The following is a 25,974-nucleotide window of genomic DNA, read 5'->3' as shown; positions in this document are numbered from 1 at the left end:
ATGTCCGTGCCGACCACCGACCGGATGGGCACCGCGGCCGCGGCCGTCCGGCACCACTACGACGTCGGGAACGAATTCTACCGGCTGTGGCTGGACGAGACCCTGACCTACTCCTGCGCACTGCGCGAAAATCCGGACGACACACTGGAACTCGCGCAGCAGCGGAAGCTGCGGTTCCACCTCGACGCGATCGGCGCGGCGCGAGCGGAGACGGTGCTCGACATCGGCTGTGGCTGGGGCTCGGTCCTGCGGGAACTGTCGCAGCGGCACAGCGTTCCACGCTCGGTGGGCCTCACGCTCAGCCCGGCGCAGGCCGAATACGTCACCGCGCAGGGCTTTCCGGGTGTCGAGGTGCACACCGCGAACTGGCTGGAGTACCGGCCGGACACCCGCTTCGACGGCATCGTCTCCCTCGGCGCCTTCGAGCATTTCGCCCGGCCGTCGGACAGCCCGGACGAGAAGATCGCGGTGTACCGGGATTTCCTGACCCGGTGCCGGGACTGGCTCACCGATCGCGGCGCACTGTCGTTGCAGACCATCGCCTACGCGAACATGTCACGCGAGCAGGCGAGTTCGTTCATGCAGCAGGAGATCTTCCCGGACGCCGACCTGCCCACCCCGGCCGAGATCGTCGCGGCGGCGGAGGGGATCTTCGAGATCGTCACCCTGCGCAACGACCGGCTGGACTACGCCTGGACCTGCGAGCAGTGGGCGCGGCGGCTGCGGGCCCGGCGCGCGGAGGCCGTCGCCGTCGTCGGCGACGAGGTGGTGGCCCGCTACGAGCGCTACCTGAAGCTGTCCGCGCTCGGCTTCCGGATGGGCAAGCTCGGCCTGCTGCGAATCGTGTTGCGGCCGTACCCGAACCGGTTCTTCGGCGGCGAGGACACCCGCGGATGACCGGTCCGGCAGCTCCGGGCGCGGGGGCGCCGGTCCGGTTCAACCCGTTCGGCGCGGCCTTCCGCCGCGACCCCTACCCGCAGTACGCGCAGTTGCGAACCACCCGGCCCGTGCACCGCACGCTGGGCATGTGGGTGGTCACCCGGCACGCCGACGTCCGGGACGTCCTGCACGACCGGTCGTTCAGCGCCGGCCTGATCCCGAGCCAGGTCGCCGACCAGGCCGCCCGGCTCGGCCAGGGTGACGTCGACCGGATCGTGCGGCTGGGCCGCACCTCCCTGGTGTTCACCGACAATCCGGCACACGCGCGGCTGCGCGGGCTGGTGAACCGCGCGTTCACCGCGCCCGCGGTCGCCCGGCTGCGGTCCACGGCGGTCGAGATCGCCACGAAGCTGATCCAACCAGCTTGGGCGGCAGGCAGTTTCGATGTAATCGAGGATTTCGCCGGGCCGCTGCCGATCGCGGTGCTGTGCGCCTGGCTGGACCTGCCCGCGCACCTGCACGGGCTGGTCGGGCCCTGGACCCACGACATCCGCTTCCTGCTCGAGCCCGGTCTGATGAAGGCCGCCGACCTGGCCCGCGTCCGCGAGGTCGTCGAGGAGTTCGGTGACGCGCTGCGGCCGGTCCTCGCCGATCGCCGCGTCCGGCCCGGCGACGATCTGATCAGCGGACTGCTCGCGGCCCGGACCGCCGGCGGCGATTCGCTCAGCGAGGAGGAAGTGATCTTCCTGTGCATCATGTGTTTCGTGGCGGGCACCGAGACCACCAAATCACTGATCGGCAACGCCGTCCTCGCGCTGGTACGGCACCCGGAGCAGCAGGCACTGCTGCGAGCGCGCCCGGAACTGTTGCGGGCCGCGGTGATCGAGACCCTGCGCTACGACTGCCCGCTGCAACTGACCAAGCGCCTGGCCACCCGCGAGGTGGAGATCGGCGGCGAACGCGTCGCCGCCGGTGATCAGGTGCTGGTGTGCCTGGGCGCGGCCAATCGCGATCCCGAGATCTTCGACCGGCCGGACGAATTCGATCTCACCCGCGACGGCGGCGCCCATCTGGCCTTCGGCCACGGCATCCACGGCTGCCTCGGCGGGATACTCGCCGAACTGCAAACCGAGATCGCGCTCGAGCGACTGTACCGCGACTCCACCGAACTCACCCCCCTCGGCGACGAATTCGACTGGCAGGACCACAGTTTCATCCTCCGGGGGGTGCGGACCCTGCCTGCCTCGATACGGAGGGCACGATGACGACCACCGCCGAACCCGGGCAACTGACCCTGCTGACGGATGTGCTGCGGCGCCGCGCCGTCGAACAACCGGACCGGACCGCCTACACGTTCCTCGACGACGAGGGCGCCGAAACCGGCAGCGTCTGTTACCGCGAACTGTACGCGCGGTCGATGGCGGTGGCCGAGCGGCTGCGATCGTGTTGTGCGCCAGGGGATCGCGCGCTGCTGGTGTTCCCGCAGAGCGTCGATTTCATCGTCGCGTACTTCGGCTGTCTCTATGCGCACGTGCTCGCGGTGCCCGTGAATCCCCCGCGCCGCAACCAGGTTCAGGACGCCACCCGGTCCATCGTGACGGATTGCCGGGCCGCGGCGGTGCTCACCGTGCGCTCGATGTCCGGTGTGCTGCGGCAGGCGCTGGAGCCGTTGTGCCCCACCGCGCAGTGGCTCGACGTGGACGAGATCGGCGCGGAGGTGCGCCCGGATGCCGTCTCGGCGCCGATCGATCCGGATGCCGTCGCCTTCCTCCAGTACACCTCCGGTTCGACCGCGGCGCCCAAGGGCGTGCGGGTGACCCACCGCAACGTGGCCGCCAACCAGGAGATGATCCGGCTGGCCTTCGGCCACGACCACAACTCGACGGTGGTCGGCTGGGCGCCGTTCTTCCACGACCAGGGCCTGATCGGCAATGTGCTGCAACCGATCCACGTCGGCGCGCGGGCGATCCTCATGTCACCGGCGGCGTTCATCCGCCGCCCGCTGCTGTGGCTGTCGACCATCTCCCGGTATCGCGCGCACACCAGCGGCGGGCCGAATTTCGCCTTCGACGCCTGCGTCGCGCGGGCCGTCGGCGGCAAGGTGCCGACCGACCTCGACCTCAGCAGCTGGCGGGTCGCCTTCGACGGTGCGGAACCGATCCGCGCCGAGACGCTGTACCGGTTCGCCGCGGTCTTCGCCCCGCACGGATTCGACGCGCGAGCCCTGTATCCCTGCTACGGGCAGGCCGAGGCGACGCTGCTGGTCACCGGCAGCGCGAAGGGCCGTGGGCCGCGCACGGCCGACGTCGACGCCGAGGCGCTCGCGCAACGCCGCTGGGCCCCGGCCGGCGGCGGCCGGACCCGCACCCTGGTCGGCTCCGGCCGGGTACTGCCGGGCCAGCATCTGCGCATCGTGGATCCCGACACCGGCGCGCCCTGCCCGCCGGATCGGGCCGGCGAGATCTGGGTATCGGGAGACCATGTCGCACAGGGCTATTGGGAACGCCCCACCCAGACCGAGCAGACCTTCGGCGCCCGCTGCGCCGACCGGCCCGAGCGCACCTATCTGCGCACCGGCGATCTCGGTGTGCTCGCCGACGGCGAACTGTACGTGGTCGGCCGGCTGAAGGATCTGATCATCATCCGCGGCCGCAACATCTATCCGCAGGACATCGAGAACACCGTGCAGGGCGCGCATCCCGCGCTGCGGGCCGGCCGCTGCGCGGCGTTCGCGGTGCCCGCCGACGCCGCCGATCCGGACGCGGTCGCGAAACTCGTGGTGGTGCAGGAGATGCGCCGCGATCCCCACCTCGACGCCGATCCCGCCGAGGTGGCGGGCTGCGTCCGGGCGGCCGTACTGGCCGAACACGAGCTGGCCATCGGGGATCTCGTGCTGGCCCGCGCCGAGCAGTTGCGGAAAACCAGCAGCGGCAAGATCATGCGAACCGCGGCACGGCAGCAGTATCTCGACGGGGGCTTCGCGCTCTGGTCCCCGCGGCCGGCGGCCGCGCCCGAACCGACCGACGACAACGGAGGAACCGTGGCAACGCAGACCTGGCCCGTCCAGAATCCCGACTACGCGGAGCTGGTCCCCGCGGTGGTGCTGAGCATGCCCGCCGCGAAGCACCTGGGCTTCGACTTCGCCCGGATCGCGCCGGGTGAGGCGGACATCGTCCAGCCGCACCGCGCGGAACTCACCCAGCACGACGGATTCTTCCAGGGTGGCGTCCTCGGCTCGCTGGCCGATTTCGCGGCGGGTTCCGCAGCCGGCACCCTGCTCCCGCCCGGCTGGGCCAACATGACCATCGACTACACGGTGAAGATCGTGGCGCCGGCCAAGGGCAGCCGGGTGGTCGCCCGCGGCCGGGTGATCAAGCCGGGCGCACTGCTCACCATCGCGGCGGCCGAGGTGTACTCCGTCGACGACGACAACGAAACCCTCTGTGCGACAGCGCTGGTCACGCTGCGCAACATCAAACTGGCGCAGTCCTGAAGCGGGGGGAGCGAATTCGTGTCCGCCGATTCCATCGTCTTCGACCCGTTCGCTCCCGGCTTCGCCGAGGATCCCTATCCCCAGTACCGCCGCTTGCGGGAGCTGGCGCCGGTACACGAACATCCGCTGGGCTTCTGGATCGTCTCCCGCCACACGGACGTGGCCGCGCTGCAACGTTCGGCGCAATCGGTCGACGAACGGCACCTGACCCGCCTGCCGACCTGGAAGAGCGACAGCGGCACACTCGGCAAACGCAACCGCATCATGGGCGGACTGTCACTGCTGGACCAGGATCCTCCCGACCACACCCGGCTGCGGCGGCTGGTCGCGAAGGCGTTCGGCCCGCGGGCGATCCAGGCGCTGCAACCGCGCATCGAGCACCACGTCCACGCCGCCCTGGACCGGATCGCCGCCGCCGGTGGCGCGGATGTGCTGGCGGAGTTCGCCTTTCCGCTCCCCTTCGCCGTGATCTCGGAACTGCTGGGCATTCCGCTGCTCGACGGCGCCCGGCTGCGGGAACTGGTCGGCGTCCTGGCACTGGCGCTGGAACCGCTGCCGGATCCGGAGCTCCAGGCCCGGATCCGGGCCGCGGACGCCGAGGTGCTCGCCCTCGTCGGCGACCTGATCGCCTGGAAGCGGGCACATCTCGCCGACGACGTGCTCACCAGTCTGATCGCCGCCGAACACGACGGTGACGTCCTGGACGCGAACGAGCTTGCCGCCCAGGTGGTCCTGCTCTACATCGCCGGTCACGAGACCACGGTGAATCTGCTCGCGAACGGCATCCTCGCGCTGCTGCGCCATCCCGGCGAGGCCCACCGGCTGCGGACCGATCCGGAGCTGGCCGCCAATGCCGTCGAGGAACTGCTGCGCTACGACACCCCGGTCCAGCTGATGCGCCGGGTGGCGGTGACGCCGTTCGTCGCGGCCGGCGCCGAGATCCCCGCGGGCAGTTGGGTGGTGGCCTGCCTGGGGGCGGCCGCGCGCGATCCGGCGTTCTGGGGCGAGGACGCCGACCGGCTGCGGCTGGACCGTCCGGACGCGGGCCGCCATCTGTGTTTCGGCGCCGGCATCCACCACTGCCTCGGCGCGACGCTGGCCCGGCTGGAGGCGCGGATCGCCTTCACCGCCTTCGTCAGCCGCTTCCCCGGCGCCGAGCTGCTCGAACTGGAGCGCAACGGCCGCATCAACGTCCGCGGGCCCGCCCGCCTGACCATCTCGGTGTGAATCCAGCTGCGCCAGTTCTCATCTCATCACCAGGAACGAGGATCCCGTGCCCACCGTGACCATCGACGGCAGCCCGATCGCCTACACCGACACCGGCGCCCCCACCGGCCGACCGGACGCCCCGGCCGTCGTGTTCGGGCACGGACTGCTGTTCGGCGGCTGGATGTTCCGCGCGCAGATCGAGGCCCTGCGGCACGACTACCGCTGTGTCACCATCGATTGGCGCGGGCAGGGCGAAACCCCGCCCACCGCAACCGGTTACGACATGGACACCCTCACCGGCGACGCCCGCGGCGTCATCGAGTCGCTCGGCCTCGGCCCGGTGCACTGGGTGGGCCTGTCCATGGGCGGCTTCGTCGGCCAGCGGCTCGCGGCCCGGCACGGCGACCTGCTGCGCTCCCTGACCCTGCTCGACACCAGCGCCGACGCCGAAAGATCCGACAAGGGCGGCGAATACAAGACGATGGCCTGGGTGCTGCGCCATTTCGGCCTGCGCCCCATCAAGAGCCGGGTCGCCCGGCACCTGTTCGGCCCGCACTTCCTGGCCACCGCCACCGGACGCGCCACCGTCGACGAATGGGCCACCCGGCTGCGCGCCCTCGACCACGCCGCGATCCGCCGGGCCCTGTTCGGCGTCGCCGACCGCGCACCCACGGCCCACGAGATCCCCGCGATCACCGTCCCCACCCTGGTCGTGGTCGGCGCGGACGACCGTGCCACCCCGCCCGCCGAATCGCACCGCCTGGCAGCCCTCATCCCCGGCGCCGAACTGCACACCCTTCCCGCCTGCGGCCACAGCAGCTCGCTGGAACAACCCGACGCGATCACCGAACTGCTGCGGCAGTTCCTCGACCGCGTCGACCGGACCGCACCGGATGTTCGGTCCTCACGTCCGGTGCACGGCTGAGGTCCGGCGGGCCCACCGCGCCTGCCGGACCTCGGTCCCACTGTGAGCCGCCGCAGTACTTCTCGAGGCACTCGACGGTTGTCGCAAGTCTGTGCCCCGGCGGGACTCCTCGAGGGTGGTCCGGTGACGACCGGCGTCTTTCGTCAGATATTCACCGATACCGTATTTCCACCGGACTGTTTCGCCCGGTACATCGCCGAATCCGAACTCAGCAGCAAGGCGGTCGGGTCCCGCGCTGATCGGCCCGAGCACCGCCTCGACGAGATCTGTTGCAGCCCGGACTGATCACCGTGCAGCGCCGCGACGGCCGCTATCCGGGGCATTGTCCGGTGATGGAGGTTCGTGGTTCAATCGTCGTGGTGCTCGGGATGGCACTGGAGTACACCATGAAGCACATCGTGCTGCGCATCGCGACAGCCGTCGCTACGATCACCGTCGCCCTCGGCCTGTCCACCGGTCTCGCCGCCGCCGGCGTTCCCTTGACGCCGGCCGACGACCAGCCGGTCACCGATCAGGTGACCACCGACCAGGTGCCGACACCCGTCAGCCTGCTGCTGTTCGGCAAACCGGACCCCGCCACCTGCCTGCCTCCCACCGGCTCCTTCTTCTCCACGCCCTGCCTGGCCTGATCCGCGATTCGCCCGACCGGCCGGGCACTCCGGCCGGAAAGGCACGGCGGCTCAGTGGGTTCAGTGCGGAGTTCCGCCGGTGGCGGGGTGCGTCCGCGGCGCATGACGATCGCGGTGATCAGGGCGATCACCGCCCCGGCGGCGCCGGCGGCGAAACCGAGATCGCGGATCTGCTGGAATCCACGGTGCCGCAACTGCTCCGATGACGTCTCGGCGGCGAGCGAATCCGCCATGGCTGTGGATCAGGGGAAGTGTTGCGGCCGTGGCGAATCCGGGCGGAGCGTCACAGACCGCAGGAACCGCGTTGAGGATCTGCATCGCGGTGGCGACACTGGCCGAGCGCGCGTGCTCGGCCGGGGAGGTGGGGCGGGAGAAGCCGGCCAGGGCGAAGAAGTGGGTGCGCATCGACGGGTCGCCCTCGATGGTCAGCGTCCAGCCGTCCGCCGGTTTCGGCCAGCGCGACGGCACCGGATCGGGATGCCGGGCCGGCCCTCCGATCGTCATTCGCGCCGAGAATTTTGACCAACGTCTAGACACGTGTCCAATTCAAGGTCATCGTCAGTACATGACCTCGAACCCCACCGCACCCGGCCCCGTCGATCGTGATAGGCGGACCGATCGCGACGACATCGGTGCGGTGCTGATCCGATACGCCACCGCCATCGACACGAAGGACTGGAAGCTGTTGCGGACCTGTTTCACCGCCGACGCGCAGACCGACTACGGCGAGATCGGCCGGTGGGCGGACGCCGCCGGGCTCACGGAGTTCATGATCGCCGCGCATGCGGGCATGGCGTCCACGAAGCACATGCTCACGAACATGGTGGTGGAACCGGACGGTGACCTCGCCACCGCCACCACCTACGTCCACACGATCCAGGTCCTGACCGGCGAGCGGAAGGACTGGATCGACGGCGTCGGCCACTACGAGGACCGGCTCGTCCGCACCCGCGACGGCTGGCGCATCAGCCGTCGCACCTTCCGATCCACCCGGCTCATCACCAGCTTCGACTGACGCAGCCCATGTCGGCCCACCGTCCCACTCTCCTCGAACACCACTGCCCCACAATAGTATTCAGATCGGAGATCCATGGTCGTCACCGACAATGCCGCCCCTTGTCGACGCGAACGGCGCTGCGGCGGAACGGCCGTGGACGACCGGCGTGAGGTGCGCGCGTGAGCGCCCGGCATCTGGTGATCGGCGCCAGCGGCTTCCTCGGATCGCATGTCACGCGGTTACTGGTCGAGCAGGGCGAGCAGGTCCGGGTCATGGTGCGGGCGACGAGTTCTCGTCGCGCGCTCGATGACCTGGATGTCGAGTACGTCGTCGGTGACCTCGAGGATCGGGAAGCGCTGCGGGCGGCGATGGCGGGTTGTGCGGTCGTCTACTATTGCGTCGTCGATGCCCGGCCCTGGCTGCGTGACGCCGATCGGCTGTTCCACACCAATGTGCGCTGCCTGCGGACGGTGCTCGACGTCGCGGCCGACGCCGGGTTGGCGCGGTTCGTGTTCACCAGTTCGGTGGCGACGCTGCCGATCGGGGACGGCCTGGTCCGCGAGGACTCGGGGCCGCACAACTGGGCGCGCCGCGGCGGCGCCTACGTCCGTTCCCGCATCGAGGCCGAGGACCTGGTGCTCGGCTACTTCCGTGACCGCGGTCTGCCGGCGGTCGCGATGTGCGTCGCCAACACCTACGGTGACCGCGACTTCCTACCCACGCCGCACGGCGGCTTCGTCGCCGCGGCCGCGCGCGGCAAGCTGCCCTTCTACATGCGCGGCGCCGCGGCCGAAGTGGTCGGAATCCGTGATGCGGCACAGGCACTGGTACTGGCGGGCGAACGCGGGAGACCCGGCGAGCGCTACATCGTCTCGGCGGGGTATCGCAGCGTGCGGGAACTACTGGATCTCGCCGCGTCGGTGACCGGCGCCGCGCCCCCGAGACACGGCATACCCCGGCCCGTGGCGGCCGCCGCCGGGCTCCTCGGTGAGCTGGTCGCCCGGGTCACCGGCAAGGACGTTCGCATCACCCGCACGACGATGCGGCTGATATACATCATGACCCCGCTGGATCATTCGAAAGCCGAACGCGAACTCGGCTGGGAACCCCGCCCGATCGAGGCGGCGATCACCGAGGCGGCGCTGTTCTTCACCAGGCGCCGCGAAACACCCCACCCGGCAGACGATCTCACCATCGACGAACCGGAGAGACCGTGAATCACCAACTCCGAGGACGGAACCGATCCGAAACCATGCGCGCGAGAGCCGCCGCGACTCACTCGAGTTCGGTCAGCACACTGCCCTGGGTGATCGCCGACCCGACCGCCACGGACAGGCCGGTCACCACACCGGCCTTGTGGGCGTTGATCGGGTTCTCCATCTTCATCGCCTCCAGGACCGCGATCAGATCGCCCGCGGCCACCGAATCGCCCTCCGCCACGGCTACTTTCACTACCGTGCCCTGCATCGGCGCCGTCACCGCGTCACCGGAGGCGCCGGCGGCGGACCCGCCGGCGCGCTTGCGCTGTTTCTTCCGCGGCGCCGTGATCCCGTTGCCGCCGTTCGTGGCCGGGGCGGCCACCTCGAAGCGGGACGGCAGCGACACCTCGAGGCGGCGGCCGGCGACCTCGACGAGGACCGTGCGGCGGGCCTCGTCCGCTTCCTCGAGCGGGTCGGTATCGGTGTGCGGCGCAACGATATTCGTCCAATCGGTCTCGATCCACCGGGTGTAGACCTCGAACGAGGAGCCGTCCCCGACGAAGGCGGGATGCTCCACGATGTGCCGGTGGAACGGCAGCACGGTGGCCAGACCCTCGATCCGGTACTCCGCCAGCGCACGGCGCGACCGCTGCAACGCCTGTTCCCGGGTCTCACCCCAGACGATCAGCTTGGCGAGCATCGAGTCGAATCGGCCGCTGATCGAACTACCCTGGACCACGCCGGAATCCACGCGCACACCCGGACCCGACGGTTCGCGGTACACCCGCACCGGGCCCGGTGACGGCAGGAAGTTGCGGCCGGCGTCCTCACCGTTGATCCGGAACTCGATGGCGTGCCCGCGCGGGGTCGGGTCTTCCTTGATCTCCAGCTCCTCGCCGTTGGCGATCCGGAACTGCTGCCGCACCAGGTCGATGCCCGCGGTCTCCTCGGTGACCGGGTGCTCCACCTGGAGGCGGGTGTTGACCTCGAGGAACGACACCGTCTCGCCCTGCACCAGATATTCCACGGTGCCCGCGCCGTAATAACCGGCCTCCCGGCAGATCCGCTTCGCCGACTCGTGGATCTCGGCCCGGACCTCATCGCTCAGGAACGGCGCGGGCGCCTCCTCGACCAGCTTCTGGAACCGGCGCTGCAACGAGCAGTCCCGAGTACCGACCACGATCACGTTGCCGTGCTGATCGGCCAGCACCTGCGCCTCCACATGGCGGGCCTTGTCCAGATACTGCTCCACGAAACACTCACCCCGGCCGAACGCCGCGGTCGCCTCACGCGTCGCCGACTCGAACAACTCCGGAATCTCCTCGATGGTATGCGCGACCTTCATGCCACGACCACCACCACCGAACGCCGCCTTGATCGCCACCGGAACACCGAATTCCTCCGCGAACTCGACCACCTCGGTCGCATCCTTCACCGGATCCTTGGTACCCGCCGCCATCGGCGCGCTCGCCCGCTCGGCGATGTGCCGCGCGGTCACCTTGTCACCCAGATCCCGAATCGACTGCGGCGACGGGCCGATCCAGATCAGACCCGCATCGAGCACCGCCTGCGCGAAATCCGCGTTCTCCGACAGAAACCCGTACCCCGGATGGATCGCGTCCGCACCCGACTTCGCCGCCGCCTGGAGAATCTTGTCGAACACCAGATACGACTCCGCCGAGGTCTGCCCACCGAGCGCGAACGCCTCGTCGGCCAGACGCACGAACGGCGCCTCGGCATCGGGCTCGGCATACACCGCGACGCTGGCGATCCCGGCATCCTTCGCTGCCCGGATCACACGCACCGCGATCTCACCCCGATTCGCGATGAGCACCTTCGTGATCCGCGCCGCCGCTCCCCCGCTCATGCCGCGGCCCAGCTGTGCGAGGCGACGAAGGCGGTACGGCGTTCCCGGCGCAGCCAGCGCACCGGGGCGGGCTGGTCGTCGCCGGCGGCGGGCCGGGCCGCCACCGCCGCGAGTGCGATCAGCACCGCGGCCAGTTCGAGGTCGTCGGGGTTGCCCCGCTCGATGCGTACGATGGGTTCGTTCATCACTGTCTCGCTCGAATTCTGTTGGCGGAGAGGCTTACTGCGGCGGGTTGCCGTGCTTCCGCATGGGCAGGTCGGCATGTTTGGTGCGCAGCATCGCCAGCGAGCGGATCAGTACCCGGCGGGTGTCGGCGGGGTCGATCACGTCGTCGATCAGCCCGCGCTCGGCCGCGTAGTACGGATGGATGAGCTCGCTGCGGTATTGCTTGATCTTCAACTGCCGCATGGCCTCCGGATCGTCGGCGGCATTGATCTCACGCTTGAAGATCACGTTGGCCGCCCCCTCCGGACCCATCACGGCGATCTCGTTGCTCGGCCACGCCAGCGCCAGATCCGCGCCGATCGACCGGGAATCCATCACGATGTAGGCGCCGCCGTAGGACTTGCGCAACACCACCGACACCCGCGGTACGGTCGCATTGCAGTAGGCGTACAACAACTTCGCGCCGTGCCGGATGATGCCGCCGTGCTCCTGCGCCACCCCCGGCAGGAAGCCGGGCACGTCGATCAGCGTCACCAGCGGGATGTTGAAGGCGTCGCAGGTCTGCACGAAGCGGGCCGCCTTCTCCGAGGCGGTGATGTCCAGCACCCCGGCCAGCATGCTCGGCTGGTTGGCGACGATGCCGACCACCTGCCCGCCCAGCCGCGCCAGCGCACAGACCACATTCGTGGCCCAGTGCTCGTGTACCTCGAAGATCTCGCCGTCGTCGACGATCTCCTCGATCACCGCGCGCATGGGGTACGGGCGGTTGCCGTCGACGGGCACCAGGTCGTACAGCTGTTCGCTGCGCCGGTCCTCCGGATCGGTGCACGGCACCGCCGGCGGCTGCTCCCGGTTGTTGGCCGGCAGCAGCGACAGCAGGTGTCGCACATCGTGCAGGCAGCTCGGCTCGTCGTCGTAGGTGAAGTGGGTGACGCCGGTGTCGTGCGCATGGATGTCCGCGCCGCCGAGACCGTTCATCGTCACCTGCTCGCCGGTGACGGCCGCCACCACGTCCGGGCCGGTGATGAAGATCTGCGCGGTCTCGCGCACCATGAACACGAAATCGGTGAGCGCCGGGCTGTAGGCGGCGCCGCCGGCGCACGGGCCGAGGATCACGCTGATCTGCGGGATCACCCCGGAGGCGCGGGTGTTGCGGGCGAAGATGCCGCCGAATCCGGCCAGCGCGCCGACACCTTCCTGGATGCGGGCGCCCGCGCCGTCGTAGAGGCCGACCAGCGGAGCGCCGGCGGACAGCGCCAGATCCATGATCTTGTGGATCTTCTGCGCGTGCGCCTCCCCCAGCGCGCCGCCGAGGATCCGGAAGTCCTGGGCGAAGACGAAGACCGTGCGGCCCTCGACGGTGCCCCAGCCGGTCACCACGCCGTCGGTGTAGATGCGGCGCTCCTCGAGCCCGAAGCCGGTGGCCAGATGCCGGCGCAGGCCCTCGATCTCCTGGAACGAGCCCGGGTCGAGCAGCAGGTCGATCCGCTCGCGGGCGGTCAGTTTGCCCTTGTCGTGCTGGCGCTGGGTGGCGGCCGGGTCCGGCCCCTCCAGCACCGAGAGTTTGATCCTGCCGAGTTCCTCGACACGGTCCCGCATCACGATCCTTCCTGTCGCACCGCGGATTTCACAGGTCCAGGACCAGCCGCGGTGAGCGGGCTCGGGACACGCACAGCATCATCGTGCGGCCGGCCGCCCGCTCCTGCTCGTTCAGCACCGAGTCGCGGTGATCCACCTCGCCCTCGAGCACGGTGGTCTCGCAACTCCCGCAGGTGCCCTCCTCACACGAGGACGGCACGTCCACACCGGCCCGGTGCAGGGCCGACAGCACCGATTGCCCCGCGGCCACCCCGATGGTGCGGCCGCTGTCGCGCAGTTCCACCTCGAAGGCGCCGTCGGCGGCCGGGTCGGCGTCGAGCTCGGCGGGCTGGAAGCGTTCCAGGTGCAGCGATCCGGAGCCACGGGCCAGCTGCTGCCGTTCCGCGGCCTGTAGCAACGGTTCCGGCCCGCAGCAGTACACCGCGGCGTCGTCGGCACCGAAGACCTCGGGCAGCGGAATCAGGCCGCAACGGTCCTGCGGGTACAGCCGCACCCGATCACCGAAGACGGCCAGTTCACCGACGAACGCCATCCCGGCGCGGGTGCGGCCGCCGTAGTGCAGCGTCCACGGCGCACCGGCGGCGTGCACCGCGGCGATCATCGGCAGCAGCGGGGTGATCCCGATACCGCCCGCCACGAACCGGTACCGCGGCGCCGCCGCGAGCGGAAAGTTGTTGCGCGGCACACCGACTCGCAGAGTCGAGGCCGTCGTCACCGCCTCGTGCAGATAACGCGAACCACCGCGTCCGGCGGGCTCGCGCAGGACCGCGATGCGCCAGTAGCGGCGGTCACCGGGATCGCCGCACAGCGAGTACTGCCGGGTCAGCCCGCCGGGCAGATGCAGATCGATATGCGCTCCGGGACCCCACTGCGGGAGTTCGGCGCCGGACTCGGCGGCCAGTACGAACGAGCGCACCTCGGCGGTCTCGGCGGTGACGCGAACCACGCGGAGGTCGGTCTCGGAACGCGGGCTCACAGGGGGCACGATGTCGCCTCTTTCGAATTTCGTCGGCCGCGTTGATTTCCCGCGCTGGAATACGCCGCCGAATCGAAGACTACCGGCGGCGCCGAATCGGCTGAAGCAGTGTTCGGCAACCCGGACAGCGGCGATCGGATCTGCCTATGGGCGCGTTTTACGGTGTGATACAACGGAATACTGCGTACTGTGACGCACACTCCGACCTTCGACCGCGCGTTCGCAGCGTTCGCCCGGTTCGCCACCGAAACCCCCGACTACGACAAGCTCCGGGAAATCGCCGACGCGGCGGTGCCGTTCGGCGTCTTCGCGGGCATGCGCACCACGGAACTCGACGCCGACCACGCGGTCACGGAGATTCCGAACAGCCCGGACCTGCGCAACCATCTCCAGACCGTGCACGCCGCCGCGCTCTACCTGGCCGCCGACATCGCCTGTGCGCTGGCCTTCGTCGGCGCCGCCGCCCCGCAGATCGGTCAGGTCGAGTGGACGGTGGTCCGCGACTCGCGGTCGGTCTACTTCAAGCCGGCCGTCGGGCGCATCCGCGCGGTCGGCACCGTCGACGAGCGGGCGATCCGGTCCATCCTCACCCGCACCGATCAGCGCCGCTTCGATGTGGACGCCAAGGCGATGCTCTACGACGACAACGACGTGCTGGTCGCGAAGATGTCCTTCGACTACGTGGCCCAGTTCGCCGCGCTGCCCGCCGAATCCGTCTGAGCGCGAGGAGCATGATGTCCACTCCCAGCGATACCTCGGTATCCGGCGGCGAGCGCACACCCGACTTCACCGGGCTGGAGGCGCTACCGGTCACGATCGAACCGTCCGCCACGAGCGCGGCGGCGAGCTTCGTCGTGCGCGTGCTGCCCGCCGGGGATCCGGAAGCGCCGGTACTGCTGATGCTTCCGGCGATGGCGATGAAGGCCAAGTTCTATCTGCCGATGCTCGCCGCGCTGGCGCAGCGGGAGTTCAACGCGGCCGCGGTCGATCTGCGGGCCCAGGGTGAGAGCCTGCCGCCGCTGGGCGAGGCGCGCAACTTCGGCTACCGGGAGATGCTGGAGACCGATCTCCCGGCGATCGTCGCGGCCGTGCGGGAACGCTTCCCGCGGGCGCCGCTGTACCTGTTCGGGCACAGCCTCGGCGGCCAGCTGGCGCTGCTGTACTCGGCGTCCGCCCCGGGCAGCCTGGCCGGGGTGATCACCATCGGGACCGGCAGCGTGTACTGGCGGTCGTTCCCCGGACCGCGGCGGTTGCCGGTGCTGCTGGGCAGCCCGTACGTGTGGGCGGTGTCACGGCTGCGCGGGCACTGGGCCGGCAACAAGCTGATGGCCGGGCCGATGGCCGGCGGTGTCATGGCCGACTGGTCACGGCACGCGCTGACCGGGCGGTACCGGCCGCGCGGCAGCCGGCTGCGATACGACCGGCTGCTGCGGGAGAATCCGGCGCGGGTGCTGATGTTGTCGCTGAAAGGCGATCCGCTGGGCCCGAAGTCGACGGTGGAGTTCCTGGCCGGGCGGCAGCGCGCGGCGACGGTCACCCACCGGCATCTGGACGCGCAGTCCGGCGTGCTGAACCTCGACCACTTCACCTGGGTGAAGGACAGTCCGGTCCTGAGCGCGCTGATCGCGGACTGGATCCGCGACTCCCACTGATACGTAGCCAGTTTCAGACGACAGCCGAGCCCCCGTCGACGCGTTGCGCGGCGGGGGATTTCGCTGTGCGCGCCGGGCCTGGCGGCTGCGACTCGGCCGGACCATCCCGGCCGGGCCGCGCTCCGCCGACCACACAGGTCGGGCGCCCGGTGGCACCGGGCGCCCGAATACTGCTCTGTGTCACCAGGGTTCGGCGTTGCGCCCGCGCAACTCGATGGCGACGTCGGAGAGTTCGTAGATGCGCATCGTGGGCTTCCAGACGCTCGCGTCACCGATCACCCGGACCCGGCCGCCGCGCCGCTCGACGCTCTTGATGTGCACCTCGAGCGACATCTCCTTCTCGTCGGCGAGGATCTGCCCGCGGTACCGCCACGACATCGGAACACCCACGGGCAACACGAATTCCGGGTCCACCAGGTCCGCGGCCAGGCCGTTGTCCACCGCCCACTCCTGCATCGCCTGGATCACCGCCTCCACGCCGAGCGATCCCGGCATCACCGGATCCAGATAGAAGTGGTACGAGAAGAACCAGTCGTCGGGGCGGACCGGGCGCGCGGCCCGGAGGTAGCCCAGGCCGAAGGTCCCGGCGGCGTCGACCACCTCGATCTCGTCGAGCATGGCCAGATGTCCGGTCGCACACCGCGGTCCGAGGCCGGCCGCACGGCGCGCGGCGACATCGATCACGCGCACGGCGGGCCGGTGCGGCTGAGCGTCCAGCCACGCCGGCACGAATTCGCCGTTGTCCAGGCCGTTCTGGTTCGCCAGCGCGGGCGCGTTGAAGAATCCGAACAGCGACTCGCCCTCGTAGAAGGGTTCGCCGTCCACCGACAGCTCGTAGGAGAAGGTCTGGAGGACCGCACCCACCAGCACGGTGGTGTTCAGCAGCGTGCTGGTCTGCTGAATCGTCTTGTCCCGCAGATCGACCTCGCGCAACACGGTCGCCGTGCCGTCGAGGTTGCGCAGGCTGTAGTCCTCTTGCGGCGCGGTGAGCGTGGCGCCGAGGAAGTAGCCGAGCAACAGCGCCGATTGCAGCGACGTCTCCATGTACACCACATTGGGCATGGACGCGTTCGCCGATTCGGCGTAGTACCAGGAGTCGGCGGGGGAATCGTATTCGGTGTGCCCGACTCCCCCGGTGAGCCGGCCGCGCTCGCCCTCGACCGACATCACCCGATCACACAGTTGCAGACCGTGATTGGGCATGCGGGTGGCGCGACGACCCGCGCACCGCGCGAACTCCGGCCCGAGCGCGATGTCCAGATCACCGCGCGCGCTGTGCGTCATGTGGAACTCGCCCAGCAGCGCGCGCTGCCCGAAGGCGTTGCGGCGCCCGAAGAATCGCGGGATCACCCCGCCGGCCGCGGGCCCGACCGGCAGGCCCGGCGCTTCCCGGACCTCCAGCGTCAGGCCGCGAATCCGTGCCACCACCGTAGCGTCCCGGCGGAATTCGACATCGACCCGCAGCCGGGGCCGCGGGATCAGGTCCAGCTCGGCCACCTCGGCGACCACCTCGACCGGGCCCGCGGTCGCCGCGTGCAGGTCCACCTCGAACGGCGTTCCCGCCTGGAACCGGGCCTCCGCCAGGCACAGGTGCAGGCCGACCTGCATCGCGAACACCTGCGCGGCCTGCCAGGCGACCGCCACGACGGCGGCGACCGGATCCGGGCCGTCGATCCGCCCGGCCGCCACCAACCGTCCACGCCGCCAGGGTCCGGCGTGCCGGGCGATGTCCGACACCTCGGTGAGGGTGCCGCCGAGGCCCTCGGACAGCCGGATCGCCGGGTTGACGCCCTCCTGATCGTAGGCGGCGCCGAACACGGCGGCGATCTCGCCGCGGACCAGCGCCGCGAGCGCGGCCCCGTCCAGCGCGGTGACCGGCGTGCGTGCGAGCGCCTTGAACGCGCTCATGCTCGTCGCGGGCGCCGGAGAGTCGAGAACCAGTGGCTCCCGGCCGGATTCGGCCGAGATCGTGTGACCGGCCTCCGGCGTGTAGTCGATCACGACCGTGTACATCTGCTGTTCGATCGTGGCCGCCGGGAGCGGATACGGCTGCCGCACCGGCCCGGACACCGCCGCCGATCCGGGCCGGGACACCGCCCCCCGATCGGGCTGCGGCACGGCGGGCCGGCCGGGCCGGGAGACCACCGCCGGGCCGGGCAGGCCCAGCGCGCCGAGCGCTCGCCGCTGCAATGCGGTCTGTACGGCCATCGCCGACAGGTGCGCGGTGACCAGTTCGGCCCGGACATCGTGCAGCAGTGAGGAAACCGGATCACCGCCGCGCGAACCCGCGCCGGATGCCGGCGGCCGGTCGGCACCCTGCCGCAGGGCGACCTCCGCGGCCCCTGCGGGCGAGGCGGCCGCACTCCACTGCGCCGCCTCGGACCCGGCCGCCACGCCGGATCCGGCAGCGACCCCGTGCCCGCCTGCCACGCCGTGCCCGGCCGCCACGTCATGCCTGCCCACTACCCCGGACCCGGCCACCATTCCGGCTCCGGCCACCACCCCAGGCCCGGCGGCATTTCCAGCCCCGGCCACCGCCATGGCCCCGGCTGCCGCTCCGGTCCCGGTCACCGTCCCCGGCCCGGCCACCGCCCGGTGCCCGGCCGCGGGGAAGACCGCCGCGGCCGGAATCGGCTGAGCTGCTGCCGGTGCCACCGGTCCCGCGATCGCCCATTCCAGGGCGTCGAACGGCTCGCCGTCGAAATCGAGTGCGTCCAGCTGTGTCGTCATCGGATCTCCTCTCCAGGCGTCGATGGTCGTCATCAGCGCTGCTCCCGCAGACGCACGGCCTCGGCGAACTTCTCGGTCATCTCCGGCGTCGCGACCACGAAGAGGTCGGTGTACCGCTGGAGCACCCGGCCGGCCGGGTCGCAGGCGGTCGCCGTCACCGTCACCGCGGTCCCGGTGGGGTCGGTGCGCAGGTCGTCGACGATGACGACGAACGGTTCGGCATCGGGCAGCGCGGCGAAGTACTCGATGCGGCCGATCGCCAGCGGCAGGCAGCCCGAGTTCATGAACCACACCCCGAGCAGCGCGCCCGCCTGGACCACGACGTCGGCGAGCACCGGACTGTGCAGGGCCCCGGCGTAATTGCCCGCGCCGATCGGCGTGTCCGCCAGCGTGCATTCCACGACCGAGCGCCGATCCGACCGCTCGAGAATCCGGCGGACACCTTGCAGCAGCGGACCGTGGAACAGGTGGGCGTGATGGTAGACGTCGAGCCCGTTCTCCGGCCCTTCGCCGATCCGGTAGCCCGGCCAACCCGAAACCACCGGGGCAGCGGGCGATTCCGGAGCGAGGACGAAGGTGCCCGCGAAATGGGCGGGGGCGATGGTCTTCCCGGGTTCGATGCCGCTGATCCTGGCCTTCACCGTCAGCCGGTCGCCGGTGACCTCGCCGGCCGTGACCTCGAGCCGGCAGTCCCGCGCGGTGGCGGAGCCGTCGTACACGATGCCCTTGAGCACCTCGAAGCCCGAGCATTCGACCACGCGCAGACCGGGATTCGCCCGCTCCAGCACGTTGATCGCCCAGCCCAGCCCGGCCGCCGCCGGGAACACCGGGAACTGCCCGACACGATGGTCGAGGATCACCGGATCCGTGGCCAGCGCCAGCGGATCCCGGTGCGCGGCATACGCAGCGGCGGTGACGGGCCGCGCGGCCGCGGCCAGCGGAGCCGCCGGGCCGATCAGCACCGATACGTCGCCGGCACGGCCGGTCGTGAACTGTTCGGCGAACATCCGGGCCCCGGCGTCCTTGCCCAGTAGCGCGACGCCCCTGGCGAGGAACACCTCCCGCAGTTCCGGGGTGACCATGCCACCGTCCCAGGCGCCCCAGTTGACGGCAGTGACGTGCTCGGCGAAGCCGTGCCGCCGCCAGCTCAGCGCCGCGCGGTTGAGCGCCTCGTTGGCGACCGCGTAGTCCGCCTGGCCCGGGTTGCCGTACACGCCTGCCACCGAACCGAAGAGGACGATGTGGCGCAGCGGGGTGGCCGGCAGTGCGGCGACGACGTTGTGCAGCCCGTCGAGTTTGGTGGCCAGGACCGCGCGGATGTCGTCGACGGATTTGGCGGGCAGCAGAGCGTCGGCGAGCGCACCGGCCCCGTGCACGATCCCGGTGACGCGCCCGGCGTCGGCGGCGAGCGCCTGCCGGGTGGCCTCGGGGTCGGTGATGTCGACCGCGAGGTAGCGCACCCGTGCCCCGGTGGCGGCCACCGCCGCGACCGTGTCCCGGATCTCGCGCTGCGCCAGCTGATTCCGGGCCATCCGGTCGATCTGCCTGGGGGTCGGCTGCTCCCCCGCGGCACGGACGGCCGCGATCGCCGCGGACTTCAGGGCGTCGTCCGCGACACCCACCGCCCATGCCGGTTCGTCGTCGAGATCGGTCCGGCCGAGCAGCAGGAATTCGCACGGCCGCCGGGTGGCCAGTTCGCGCACACACCAGGCGGTCACGCCGCGAGCTCCGCCGGTGACCACCAGCACGTCCTCGGTGGTGACGGTGAGTTCCGTGGTGGCTCCGGAGGTTTCCACCGGGTTCAGGCGGAGCGTCCGACGGCCGTGGTCGGCGTCGATGCCGACCTCGCGGGCATCGACCGCGACATCGTCCAGTTCGTTCAGCACGGTGTCGACCAGTGCGTCACCGGTCAGCTCCGGCGCGAGATCCAGTGCCCGGCAGAACAGTTCCGGTGTCTCCTGGGCGAGGGTCTTGACCAGTCCCCCGACACCGCCGACCAGGGCCGCGGCGGCCGGACGGTCACCGCGGTGGCCCAGCGCGCCGTCGATCCGGGTGACGGTGACGAACGCCGCCCGGGTCCCGGCGGCCGCGGTCCGCGAAAGACGGTCGTGGACCTGCCTGGCGGTGAGCAGGGTGTCGGCCAGCCGCTGCCCACCCGCATGCCACTGCCCGTCGGCGGGCAGGACGGTCAGGCAGAGGTCGAGCCGGGCCGCGGGTTCCAGCGCCGCGGTGAGCGCCGCGGTCAGTGCGGCGCCGTCCCATCCGGCGACACCGGAATCGACGGCGGCGACGGTCGCGGTGTGCACGGTCCACCCGTGCCGGGCGAGTCCGGCGGCAAGCACACCCGCCGTCTCGTCACCGTGATCGACGATCAGGGCGACCCGGTCGGCGGCATAGGGCGCGTCGAGACGATCCACGGCGGGCAACCGCACCGGTTCGATCCGCAGCAGCACCGGATCGGCGCCGGGCTCCACGCCGTCGGCGAGCCGGATCGGTTCGGGCTCCGCGTATCCGCTCACGGTCGGCGCGCCACCGGCCACACCGGTGGCGATCGGTGCCACAGCGGGTGTGGTGGGTGCCGCGTCCCCCGCGACGAAGCCCACGATGTCGCTCAGGGTCCGCAGTTCGGCGACCTGCTCGGGACCGACCGCCGGCACGCCGTCGACACGCTCACCGAGCGCACCCATGATCTGGACCCGCTTGATCGAATCGACCCCGAGATCCGCTTCCAGATCCATCGACAGCGCCAGCATCTCCGGCGGATAACCCGTCTTCTCGGAGACCACCTCCACCAGCACCGACCACACCGCATCCGCGCCTGCCGCGGTCGCCTGCGCGCCGGCCGGGGCGCCTGTCGCCTCGGCGACGAAACCGACGATGTCGCTCAGGGTCCGCAGTTCGGCGACCTGCTCGGGACCGACGGCGGGCACACCGTCGACACGCTCACCCAGGGCACCCATGATCTGCACGCGCTTGATCGAATCGACGCCCAGATCCGCTTCCAGATCCATGGACAACGCCAGCATCTCCGGCGGATAACCCGTCTTCTCGGACACGACCTCCACCAGCACCGACCACACCGCATCCGCGCTCGGCGTCGCGGTACCGGTCGCCGGGGCGCCGGCGGCGGTGGCGACGAAGCCGACGATGTCGTGCAGCGTCCGTAGCTCCGCGACCTGTTCCGGGCCGACCACGGGCACACCGTCGACACGCTCACCGAGCGCACCCATGATCTGCACGCGCTTGATCGAGTCCACCCCGAGATCCGCTTCCAGATCCATCGACAACGCCAGCATCTCCGGCGGATAACCGGTCTTCTCGGAGACCACCTCCACCAGCACCGACCACACCGCGTCGGCACCGAGCATCGTGGCGCCGTCCACCGGCGCCGCCGTGGCGCTGCCGTTCACCGGCGCGGTGGCGGCGGGAGCGGCCGGCGGGGTCGAATTCCGTTGCGGAGCGGCGGGTTCCGGTCGGCTCACCGGCGCATCGACGCGCGGGGCAGCCGGGCTCTCGGACAGCGCCGTCGGCGAGACGGGCGCACCGTGACCGTTGCCGTTGCCGTTGCCTACGGGCAGATCGGTGTGGAGGCCGTTCGTGCCGTTGGGCCGCGGCGCCACCGGTGCGGAAGTGGCAGCGCCACCACCGAATTCGAGTTCGGTGAGCGAGGCGAGGATCTCGTTCACCCGGGTGTGCGTCTGCCCGATGGCCAGGCTCTGTTCCTTGATGGCCTGCACGGTCGCGTAGAGCCGCTCGTCGGCGCCGCCGGACTGCTGCGCTTCCCGTAGCACCGAGACCAGCCCTTCGGCGACCTCCAACTGCCCTTCGGTGTACCGGCTGTGGATCGCGAGGTGCTGTTGCGTCACCACATCCAATCCCGGTCCCGCGTAGGCGGTTTCCGGTTCACGGTCCGCCGGCCAGGTCGGCGCTTCGCGTCGGCCGGACACGGCGACGACATGATTCGCGGACACGGCAACCGCGTGCTGCGCAGGCGCAACGGCCACGCTCTGCACCGGCTCCGAAACCGCTGCGGGAGCCGAGGATCCGGCCAGCTCCGCGGCCATGGCCGCCGCTTCGGCGACCGCGCTCGACACGGCCTCGAGCACGGTGGGCTCGTTGATCGCCGCGCTGTAGAGCTTCCGGCGGGAGTCCGGCACGTAGTCGCGGCCGGTGAGCTGGACGACCATGCCCGCCGCCGCGATCTCGGCGAACGGCTCGGCGTCGTGCCGGTGCACGTCGGCGATCGGCGCACCGAGCACGGCCAGGTGCAGCGCCGCCTTTTTCAGCGCCATATCGCTGTCACCGGTGGGCCCCGCATCGGTGGCGATGGCGACCACGTCGGCGCCGAGGGTGCGGCGGACGAACTGGGTCAGCGTGCCCTTGGGGCCGAATTCGACGAAGACGTTGCACCCGTCGGCGCGCATGGCCTCCAGGCCGCGCACGAACTCCACGGACTCGAGCAGCTGGCCGGTCAGCACGCGGCGGTTGGCCGCGATGTCCGAACCATACTGCGCACCCGCGGAATTCGCGTAGACCGGATGTTCCGGCTCGCGGATGTCGATCTGCTCCACGGCCGCCGCGAAGGGCTCGACCGCATGGGCGACGTAGCTGGTGTGGAAGGCGCCCGCCACGGGCAGCTCCCGGACGGTCAGTCCGCGCTCGCGGCAGTCCGCGACCAGGGCGGCGACCACCTCGGTACCGCCGCCGACCACGACCTGTTCCGGCGCATTGTGATTGCAGACGTTCACCTCCGGGTGCGCGCCGAGGATCTCGGTCACCACCTCGCGGGTGGCCTGGACCGCGGCCATCGCGCCGGCGTCGGCGTCGGCGGCATCGATGGCCATCGCCGCGCCCCGGGCCTTGGCGAGAGTGAAGAAATCACGGGAATCGAGGGAACCCGCGGCCCACAGGGCCGTCAGCTCACCGAAGCTGTGCCCCATGAATCCGGCGCACTCCAGTCCGCGTTCGGTCAGGAAACGGTACTGGCCCACCGACAGCGCCGCGATCGCCGGCTGCGCGAACTCGGTGCGCCGCAGCGTCGTCTCCTGCGCGTTGCGCACCTGCGGGTCGAACACCGGCGGCGGGAACACCACGGCAGCCACAGGCCGCGGCGCATCGGCGAAGACCGCGTTGGCCTCGTCGAAAGCCGTTGCGACAGTGGGGTTGTTCAGCACGGCCGCCAGGCCCATGTCCACGTACTGGCTACCCTGACCGGCGAACAGCGCGCCCACCTTCAGCTGCGCCACGGCGCGGCGGCGGAAGAAGACGCCCTTCGGGTGCGTCCAGTCCTCGGCGTCGGCGGCGCGGGTCAGCTCGGTCACCGCCAGTTCGCGCAGCGCCGTCGCCTCCTGCTCGTCCCGCGCGACGAATCCGACGCGGGCATGCTCGGCGGGAAAAGCGTTGTCGCCGTTGGGAACCGCACCGGCAGCCAGCAGACTCACCAGATCGGCGGTGGTCGCGGCGTGCCACAGGTGCACCCGCGCGGTGCGGTGCATGGTGCGCAACTGCTCACGGCCGGGGGTGGTCTCCTGGAGCACCGCGTGGAAGTTGGTGCCGCCGAACCCCATCGCCGACGCGGCGGCCCGGCGCTGCGGGCGGTGCGGGTCGCGGATCCACGGCCGGGTCCGCGTGTTGACGTACAGCGGCGAGGTGTCGTCGAGCGCGTTGTTCGGCGTGGTGACGTTGATCGTCGGCGGCAGCACCTTGTGATGCAGCGCCAGCGCGAGTTTCATCAGACTGGCCGCACCGGCGGCCCCCTTGGTGTGACCGATCTGGGACTTCACGCTGCCGATGGCCGCGTAGCCGGTCTCGTCGGTCTCCGCGCGCAGCACCGCGTTCAGCGCGGTGAGCTCGGTCTGATCGCCGACCCGGGTACCGGTGGCGTGCGCCTCGAACAGCCCGATCGAGGCGGGCGAGCAGTCGGCGTCCACGTAGGCCCGCCGCAGCGCGGCCTGCTGGCCCTCGGCGCGCGGCGCGTAGATGCTCTTGAACCGGCCGTCGCTGGAGGATCCGATGCCGCGGATCACCGCGTACACCCGGTCGCCGTCGCGCTCGGCATCCGCCAGCCGCTTGAGCGCGAGCATGCCGATGCCCTCGCCGACCAGCGTGCCGTCGGCACCGTCGTCGAGGGGTTTGATGGTGCCGGAGCGGGACAGCGCCCCGACCTTGCTGAAGCACATGTAGCCGAAGACCGAGTTCTCGGTGTCGCAGCCACCGGTGATCATCATGTCGGCCCGGCCGGAGACCAGCTCGCTGATCGCCATGTGCACCGCCGACAGCGAACTCGCGCACGCGGCGTCGACGGTGCAGTTCATCCCGCCGAGGTCGAGCCGGTTGGCGACGCGACCGGCGATCACGTTGCCCAGCAGACCGGGGAAGGAGTTCTCCTCCCACGGCGCGAACGCCGCCGCGTACTTCGCCGCGATCTGCTCGGCGTCGGCCGCGGTGAGCCCGCAGCTGCGGACGACCTCCTTCAGCACCGGGGTGGACAGGCGAGCGGCCAGCGGGTGCGACAACGTCGTGGGCCCGGCGACACCCAGCACCACGCCGGTGCGCTCCGGCCGGTACCACGGCGACCCGGTGGCGCCCGCGTCGGCGAGCACATTGCGCGCGACGACCAGACTCAGCAACTGCACGACCGTGGTGACCTCGAGCTGATTCGGCGGCAATCCGAACTCGGTGACGCTGAACGGCATCTCCGGCACGAATCCGCCACGCCGGCAATAGGTCTTGTCGGGGGCGGTCGGGTCGGGATCGTAATAGTCGTCGAGATTCCAGCGCGAGGGCGGAACATCGGACATGCAGTCGGCCGCGTCGACGACGTTCTGCCAGAAATCCCGGAAGTTCCGTGCCATCGGGAACAGGCCGCTCATTCCGACGATCGCGATCGGGTTGTCCGCGAGTCGCCACGCCGTGACGGGCTCGTCCCGCTGCGGGGTCTGGTCGTTCATGTGCTACCTCTGTCTGGAGCTGCCGATCCGGGCAATGCGAAATGTCTGCTCTGATCGCCGTTGATCAGCGAGGATGTTCTGAACTATCGAGGCTGCGTGACGCGTTCGGCGCGGACCTCGTCGATGAGGTCCGCCAGCGCGGTGCCGATGAGCCGATGCCCGGCCGGGCTCGGGTGCATCCCGTCCGCGCACCACATGACGGGGTCCGCGCAGATCGGCGCGTTCACCAGGTCCAGGCACACGAGATCGAACTCGTCGACGAGGGTGTCGAGGAAGTCGTTCGCCTCCGCGAACCGGGCCCGGAGCACGGCCCGGAACGATTCCTCCAGACCGGGCAGCTTGTCCGGGATGTCCGGCCAGTTCGTGGTGAACACCAGCCGTCCGGGGCTCGCCAGGCTGGTATGGATGTGCCGCAGGTTGCGCTGGAAACGGGCCCGGTCGTAACTCGTCACCAGGTCGTTCCCGCCGACGATCACACCCGTCAGCGGCGCCGGATTCGCCAGCGCCCGCGGTAATTGCCGGTCCACCACGTCCTGCGTCGTGGCTCCGAACGATCCGAGGTTCAACGTCCCCCCGGAAATGCCGAGAACTTCCGCGATCTGCACCACGAATCCGGCAAAGGAGCCGTCGGCGCGCACCGTGCCGCCGCGGCCCTCTGCACAACTGTCCCCGACGACTGTCAGATTCATTTCCGACATCGGTTC

The 25,974-nt window shown here is 70.5% G+C and carries 17 protein-coding genes and 1 pseudogene; 10 read left to right on the top strand and 8 right to left on the bottom strand.

The genetic code is table 11. From position 1 onward, the window contains the following. From LBW94_RS04325 to LBW94_RS04300, 6 genes are all read left to right on the top strand, one after another. Nucleotides 1–897 carry an SAM-dependent methyltransferase gene (locus tag LBW94_RS04325; protein ID WP_225061697.1) on the top strand — a complete coding sequence of 299 codons (897 nt, stop codon included), beginning with the start codon at nucleotides 1–3 and terminating at the stop codon, nucleotides 895–897. Next, on the top strand, nucleotides 894–2,144 hold the full coding sequence (locus LBW94_RS04320) for a cytochrome P450 (protein WP_225061696.1): 1,251 nt from the start codon (nucleotides 894–896) through the stop codon (nucleotides 2,142–2,144). Before LBW94_RS04325 ends, LBW94_RS04320 begins: the two co-directional genes overlap by 4 nt. Beyond that, nucleotides 2,141–4,372, top strand: coding sequence for an AMP-binding protein (locus LBW94_RS04315; RefSeq protein WP_225061695.1), 2,232 nt, complete (start codon nucleotides 2,141–2,143; stop codon nucleotides 4,370–4,372). The genes LBW94_RS04320 and LBW94_RS04315 overlap by 4 nt, the downstream gene beginning before the upstream one ends. An 18-nt stretch (nucleotides 4,373–4,390) precedes the next feature. Further along, nucleotides 4,391–5,599: a cytochrome P450 gene (locus LBW94_RS04310; RefSeq protein WP_225061694.1), complete on the top strand. Its 1,209-nt coding sequence runs from the start codon at nucleotides 4,391–4,393 to the stop codon at nucleotides 5,597–5,599. A 46-nt stretch (nucleotides 5,600–5,645) separates the two neighbouring features. Then, a complete protein-coding gene (locus LBW94_RS04305; protein WP_225061693.1) occupies nucleotides 5,646–6,506 on the top strand; it encodes an alpha/beta fold hydrolase in 861 nt (286 codons plus the stop codon). A 269-nt stretch (nucleotides 6,507–6,775) separates the two neighbouring features. After that, a complete protein-coding gene (locus LBW94_RS04300) occupies nucleotides 6,776–7,135 on the top strand; it encodes a hypothetical protein (RefSeq protein WP_225061692.1) in 360 nt (119 codons plus the stop codon). 213 nt (nucleotides 7,136–7,348) lie between these two features. Here LBW94_RS04300 and LBW94_RS04295 read toward each other — a convergent pair. Beyond that, nucleotides 7,349–7,600, bottom strand: a pseudogene (locus LBW94_RS04295) (dihydrodipicolinate reductase); the annotation flags it as partial. 100 nt (nucleotides 7,601–7,700) lie between these two features. Here LBW94_RS04295 and LBW94_RS04290 point away from each other — a divergent pair. Continuing rightward, on the top strand, nucleotides 7,701–8,150 hold the full coding sequence (locus LBW94_RS04290) for a nuclear transport factor 2 family protein (RefSeq protein ID WP_225061691.1): 450 nt from the start codon (nucleotides 7,701–7,703) through the stop codon (nucleotides 8,148–8,150). A gap of 161 nt (nucleotides 8,151–8,311) precedes the next feature. Then, nucleotides 8,312–9,349, top strand: coding sequence for an NAD-dependent epimerase/dehydratase family protein (locus LBW94_RS04285; RefSeq protein WP_225061690.1), 1,038 nt, complete (start codon nucleotides 8,312–8,314; stop codon nucleotides 9,347–9,349). Between the two features lie 58 nt (nucleotides 9,350–9,407). Here LBW94_RS04285 and LBW94_RS04280 read toward each other — a convergent pair whose 3' ends face one another. Genes LBW94_RS04280 through LBW94_RS04265 form a run of 4 tightly spaced genes read right to left on the bottom strand, consistent with a single transcriptional unit; the run spans nucleotide 9,408 to nucleotide 13,938 of the window. After that, nucleotides 9,408–11,198, bottom strand: coding sequence for an acetyl/propionyl/methylcrotonyl-CoA carboxylase subunit alpha (locus LBW94_RS04280; RefSeq protein WP_266269825.1), 1,791 nt, complete (start codon nucleotides 11,196–11,198; stop codon nucleotides 9,408–9,410). Further along, entirely contained in the window at nucleotides 11,195–11,383 is a 189-nt protein-coding gene (locus LBW94_RS04275) for an acyl-CoA carboxylase epsilon subunit (protein ID WP_225061167.1), read from the bottom strand. Before LBW94_RS04275 ends, LBW94_RS04280 begins: the two co-directional genes overlap by 4 nt. Before the next feature lie 34 nt (nucleotides 11,384–11,417). Further along, a complete protein-coding gene (locus LBW94_RS04270) occupies nucleotides 11,418–12,962 on the bottom strand; it encodes an acyl-CoA carboxylase subunit beta (protein WP_225061166.1) in 1,545 nt (514 codons plus the stop codon). 28 nt (nucleotides 12,963–12,990) lie between these two features. Then, complete coding sequence (locus LBW94_RS04265) at nucleotides 12,991–13,938, bottom strand: PDR/VanB family oxidoreductase (RefSeq protein ID WP_225061165.1); 948 nt, start codon at nucleotides 13,936–13,938, stop codon at nucleotides 12,991–12,993. Nucleotides 13,939–14,127: 189 nt separating this feature from the next. Here LBW94_RS04265 and LBW94_RS04260 point away from each other — a divergent pair, with 189 nt between their 5' ends. Together LBW94_RS04260 and LBW94_RS04255 are read left to right on the top strand one after the other, a co-directional pair. Then, complete coding sequence (locus LBW94_RS04260; RefSeq protein ID WP_225061164.1) at nucleotides 14,128–14,658, top strand: PaaI family thioesterase; 531 nt, start codon at nucleotides 14,128–14,130, stop codon at nucleotides 14,656–14,658. Nucleotides 14,659–14,672: 14 nt separating this feature from the next. Further along, nucleotides 14,673–15,590: an alpha/beta fold hydrolase gene (locus LBW94_RS04255; protein ID WP_225061163.1), complete on the top strand. Its 918-nt coding sequence runs from the start codon at nucleotides 14,673–14,675 to the stop codon at nucleotides 15,588–15,590. A gap of 180 nt (nucleotides 15,591–15,770) precedes the next feature. Here LBW94_RS04255 and LBW94_RS04250 read toward each other — a convergent pair whose 3' ends face one another. The 3 genes from LBW94_RS04250 to LBW94_RS04240 all read right to left on the bottom strand — a co-directional run bounded on the left by LBW94_RS04250 (nucleotide 15,771) and on the right by LBW94_RS04240 (nucleotide 25,968). Continuing rightward, the gene (locus LBW94_RS04250; protein WP_225061162.1) at nucleotides 15,771–18,320 is read right to left on the bottom strand and encodes a beta-hydroxydecanoyl-ACP dehydratase; all 2,550 of its coding nucleotides are present in this window, start codon (nucleotides 18,318–18,320) and stop codon (nucleotides 15,771–15,773) included. A gap of 32 nt (nucleotides 18,321–18,352) precedes the next feature. Continuing rightward, nucleotides 18,353–25,270, bottom strand: a complete 6,918-nt coding sequence (locus LBW94_RS04245) for a type I polyketide synthase (RefSeq protein ID WP_225061161.1) — start codon at nucleotides 25,268–25,270, stop codon at nucleotides 18,353–18,355. An 83-nt stretch (nucleotides 25,271–25,353) separates the two neighbouring features. Beyond that, nucleotides 25,354–25,968, bottom strand: coding sequence for a GDSL-type esterase/lipase family protein (locus LBW94_RS04240; RefSeq protein WP_225061160.1), 615 nt, complete (start codon nucleotides 25,966–25,968; stop codon nucleotides 25,354–25,356). Between the last annotated feature and the right edge of the window lie 6 nt (nucleotides 25,969–25,974).

The sequence above is a fragment of the Nocardia sp. alder85J genome, assembly GCF_020176955.2.
Taxonomy (GTDB): Bacteria; Actinomycetota; Actinomycetes; order Mycobacteriales; family Mycobacteriaceae; genus Nocardia.
The sequence above is the reverse complement of the archived record's forward strand: the minus strand, read 5'-3'. Positions and strand labels throughout refer to the sequence as shown.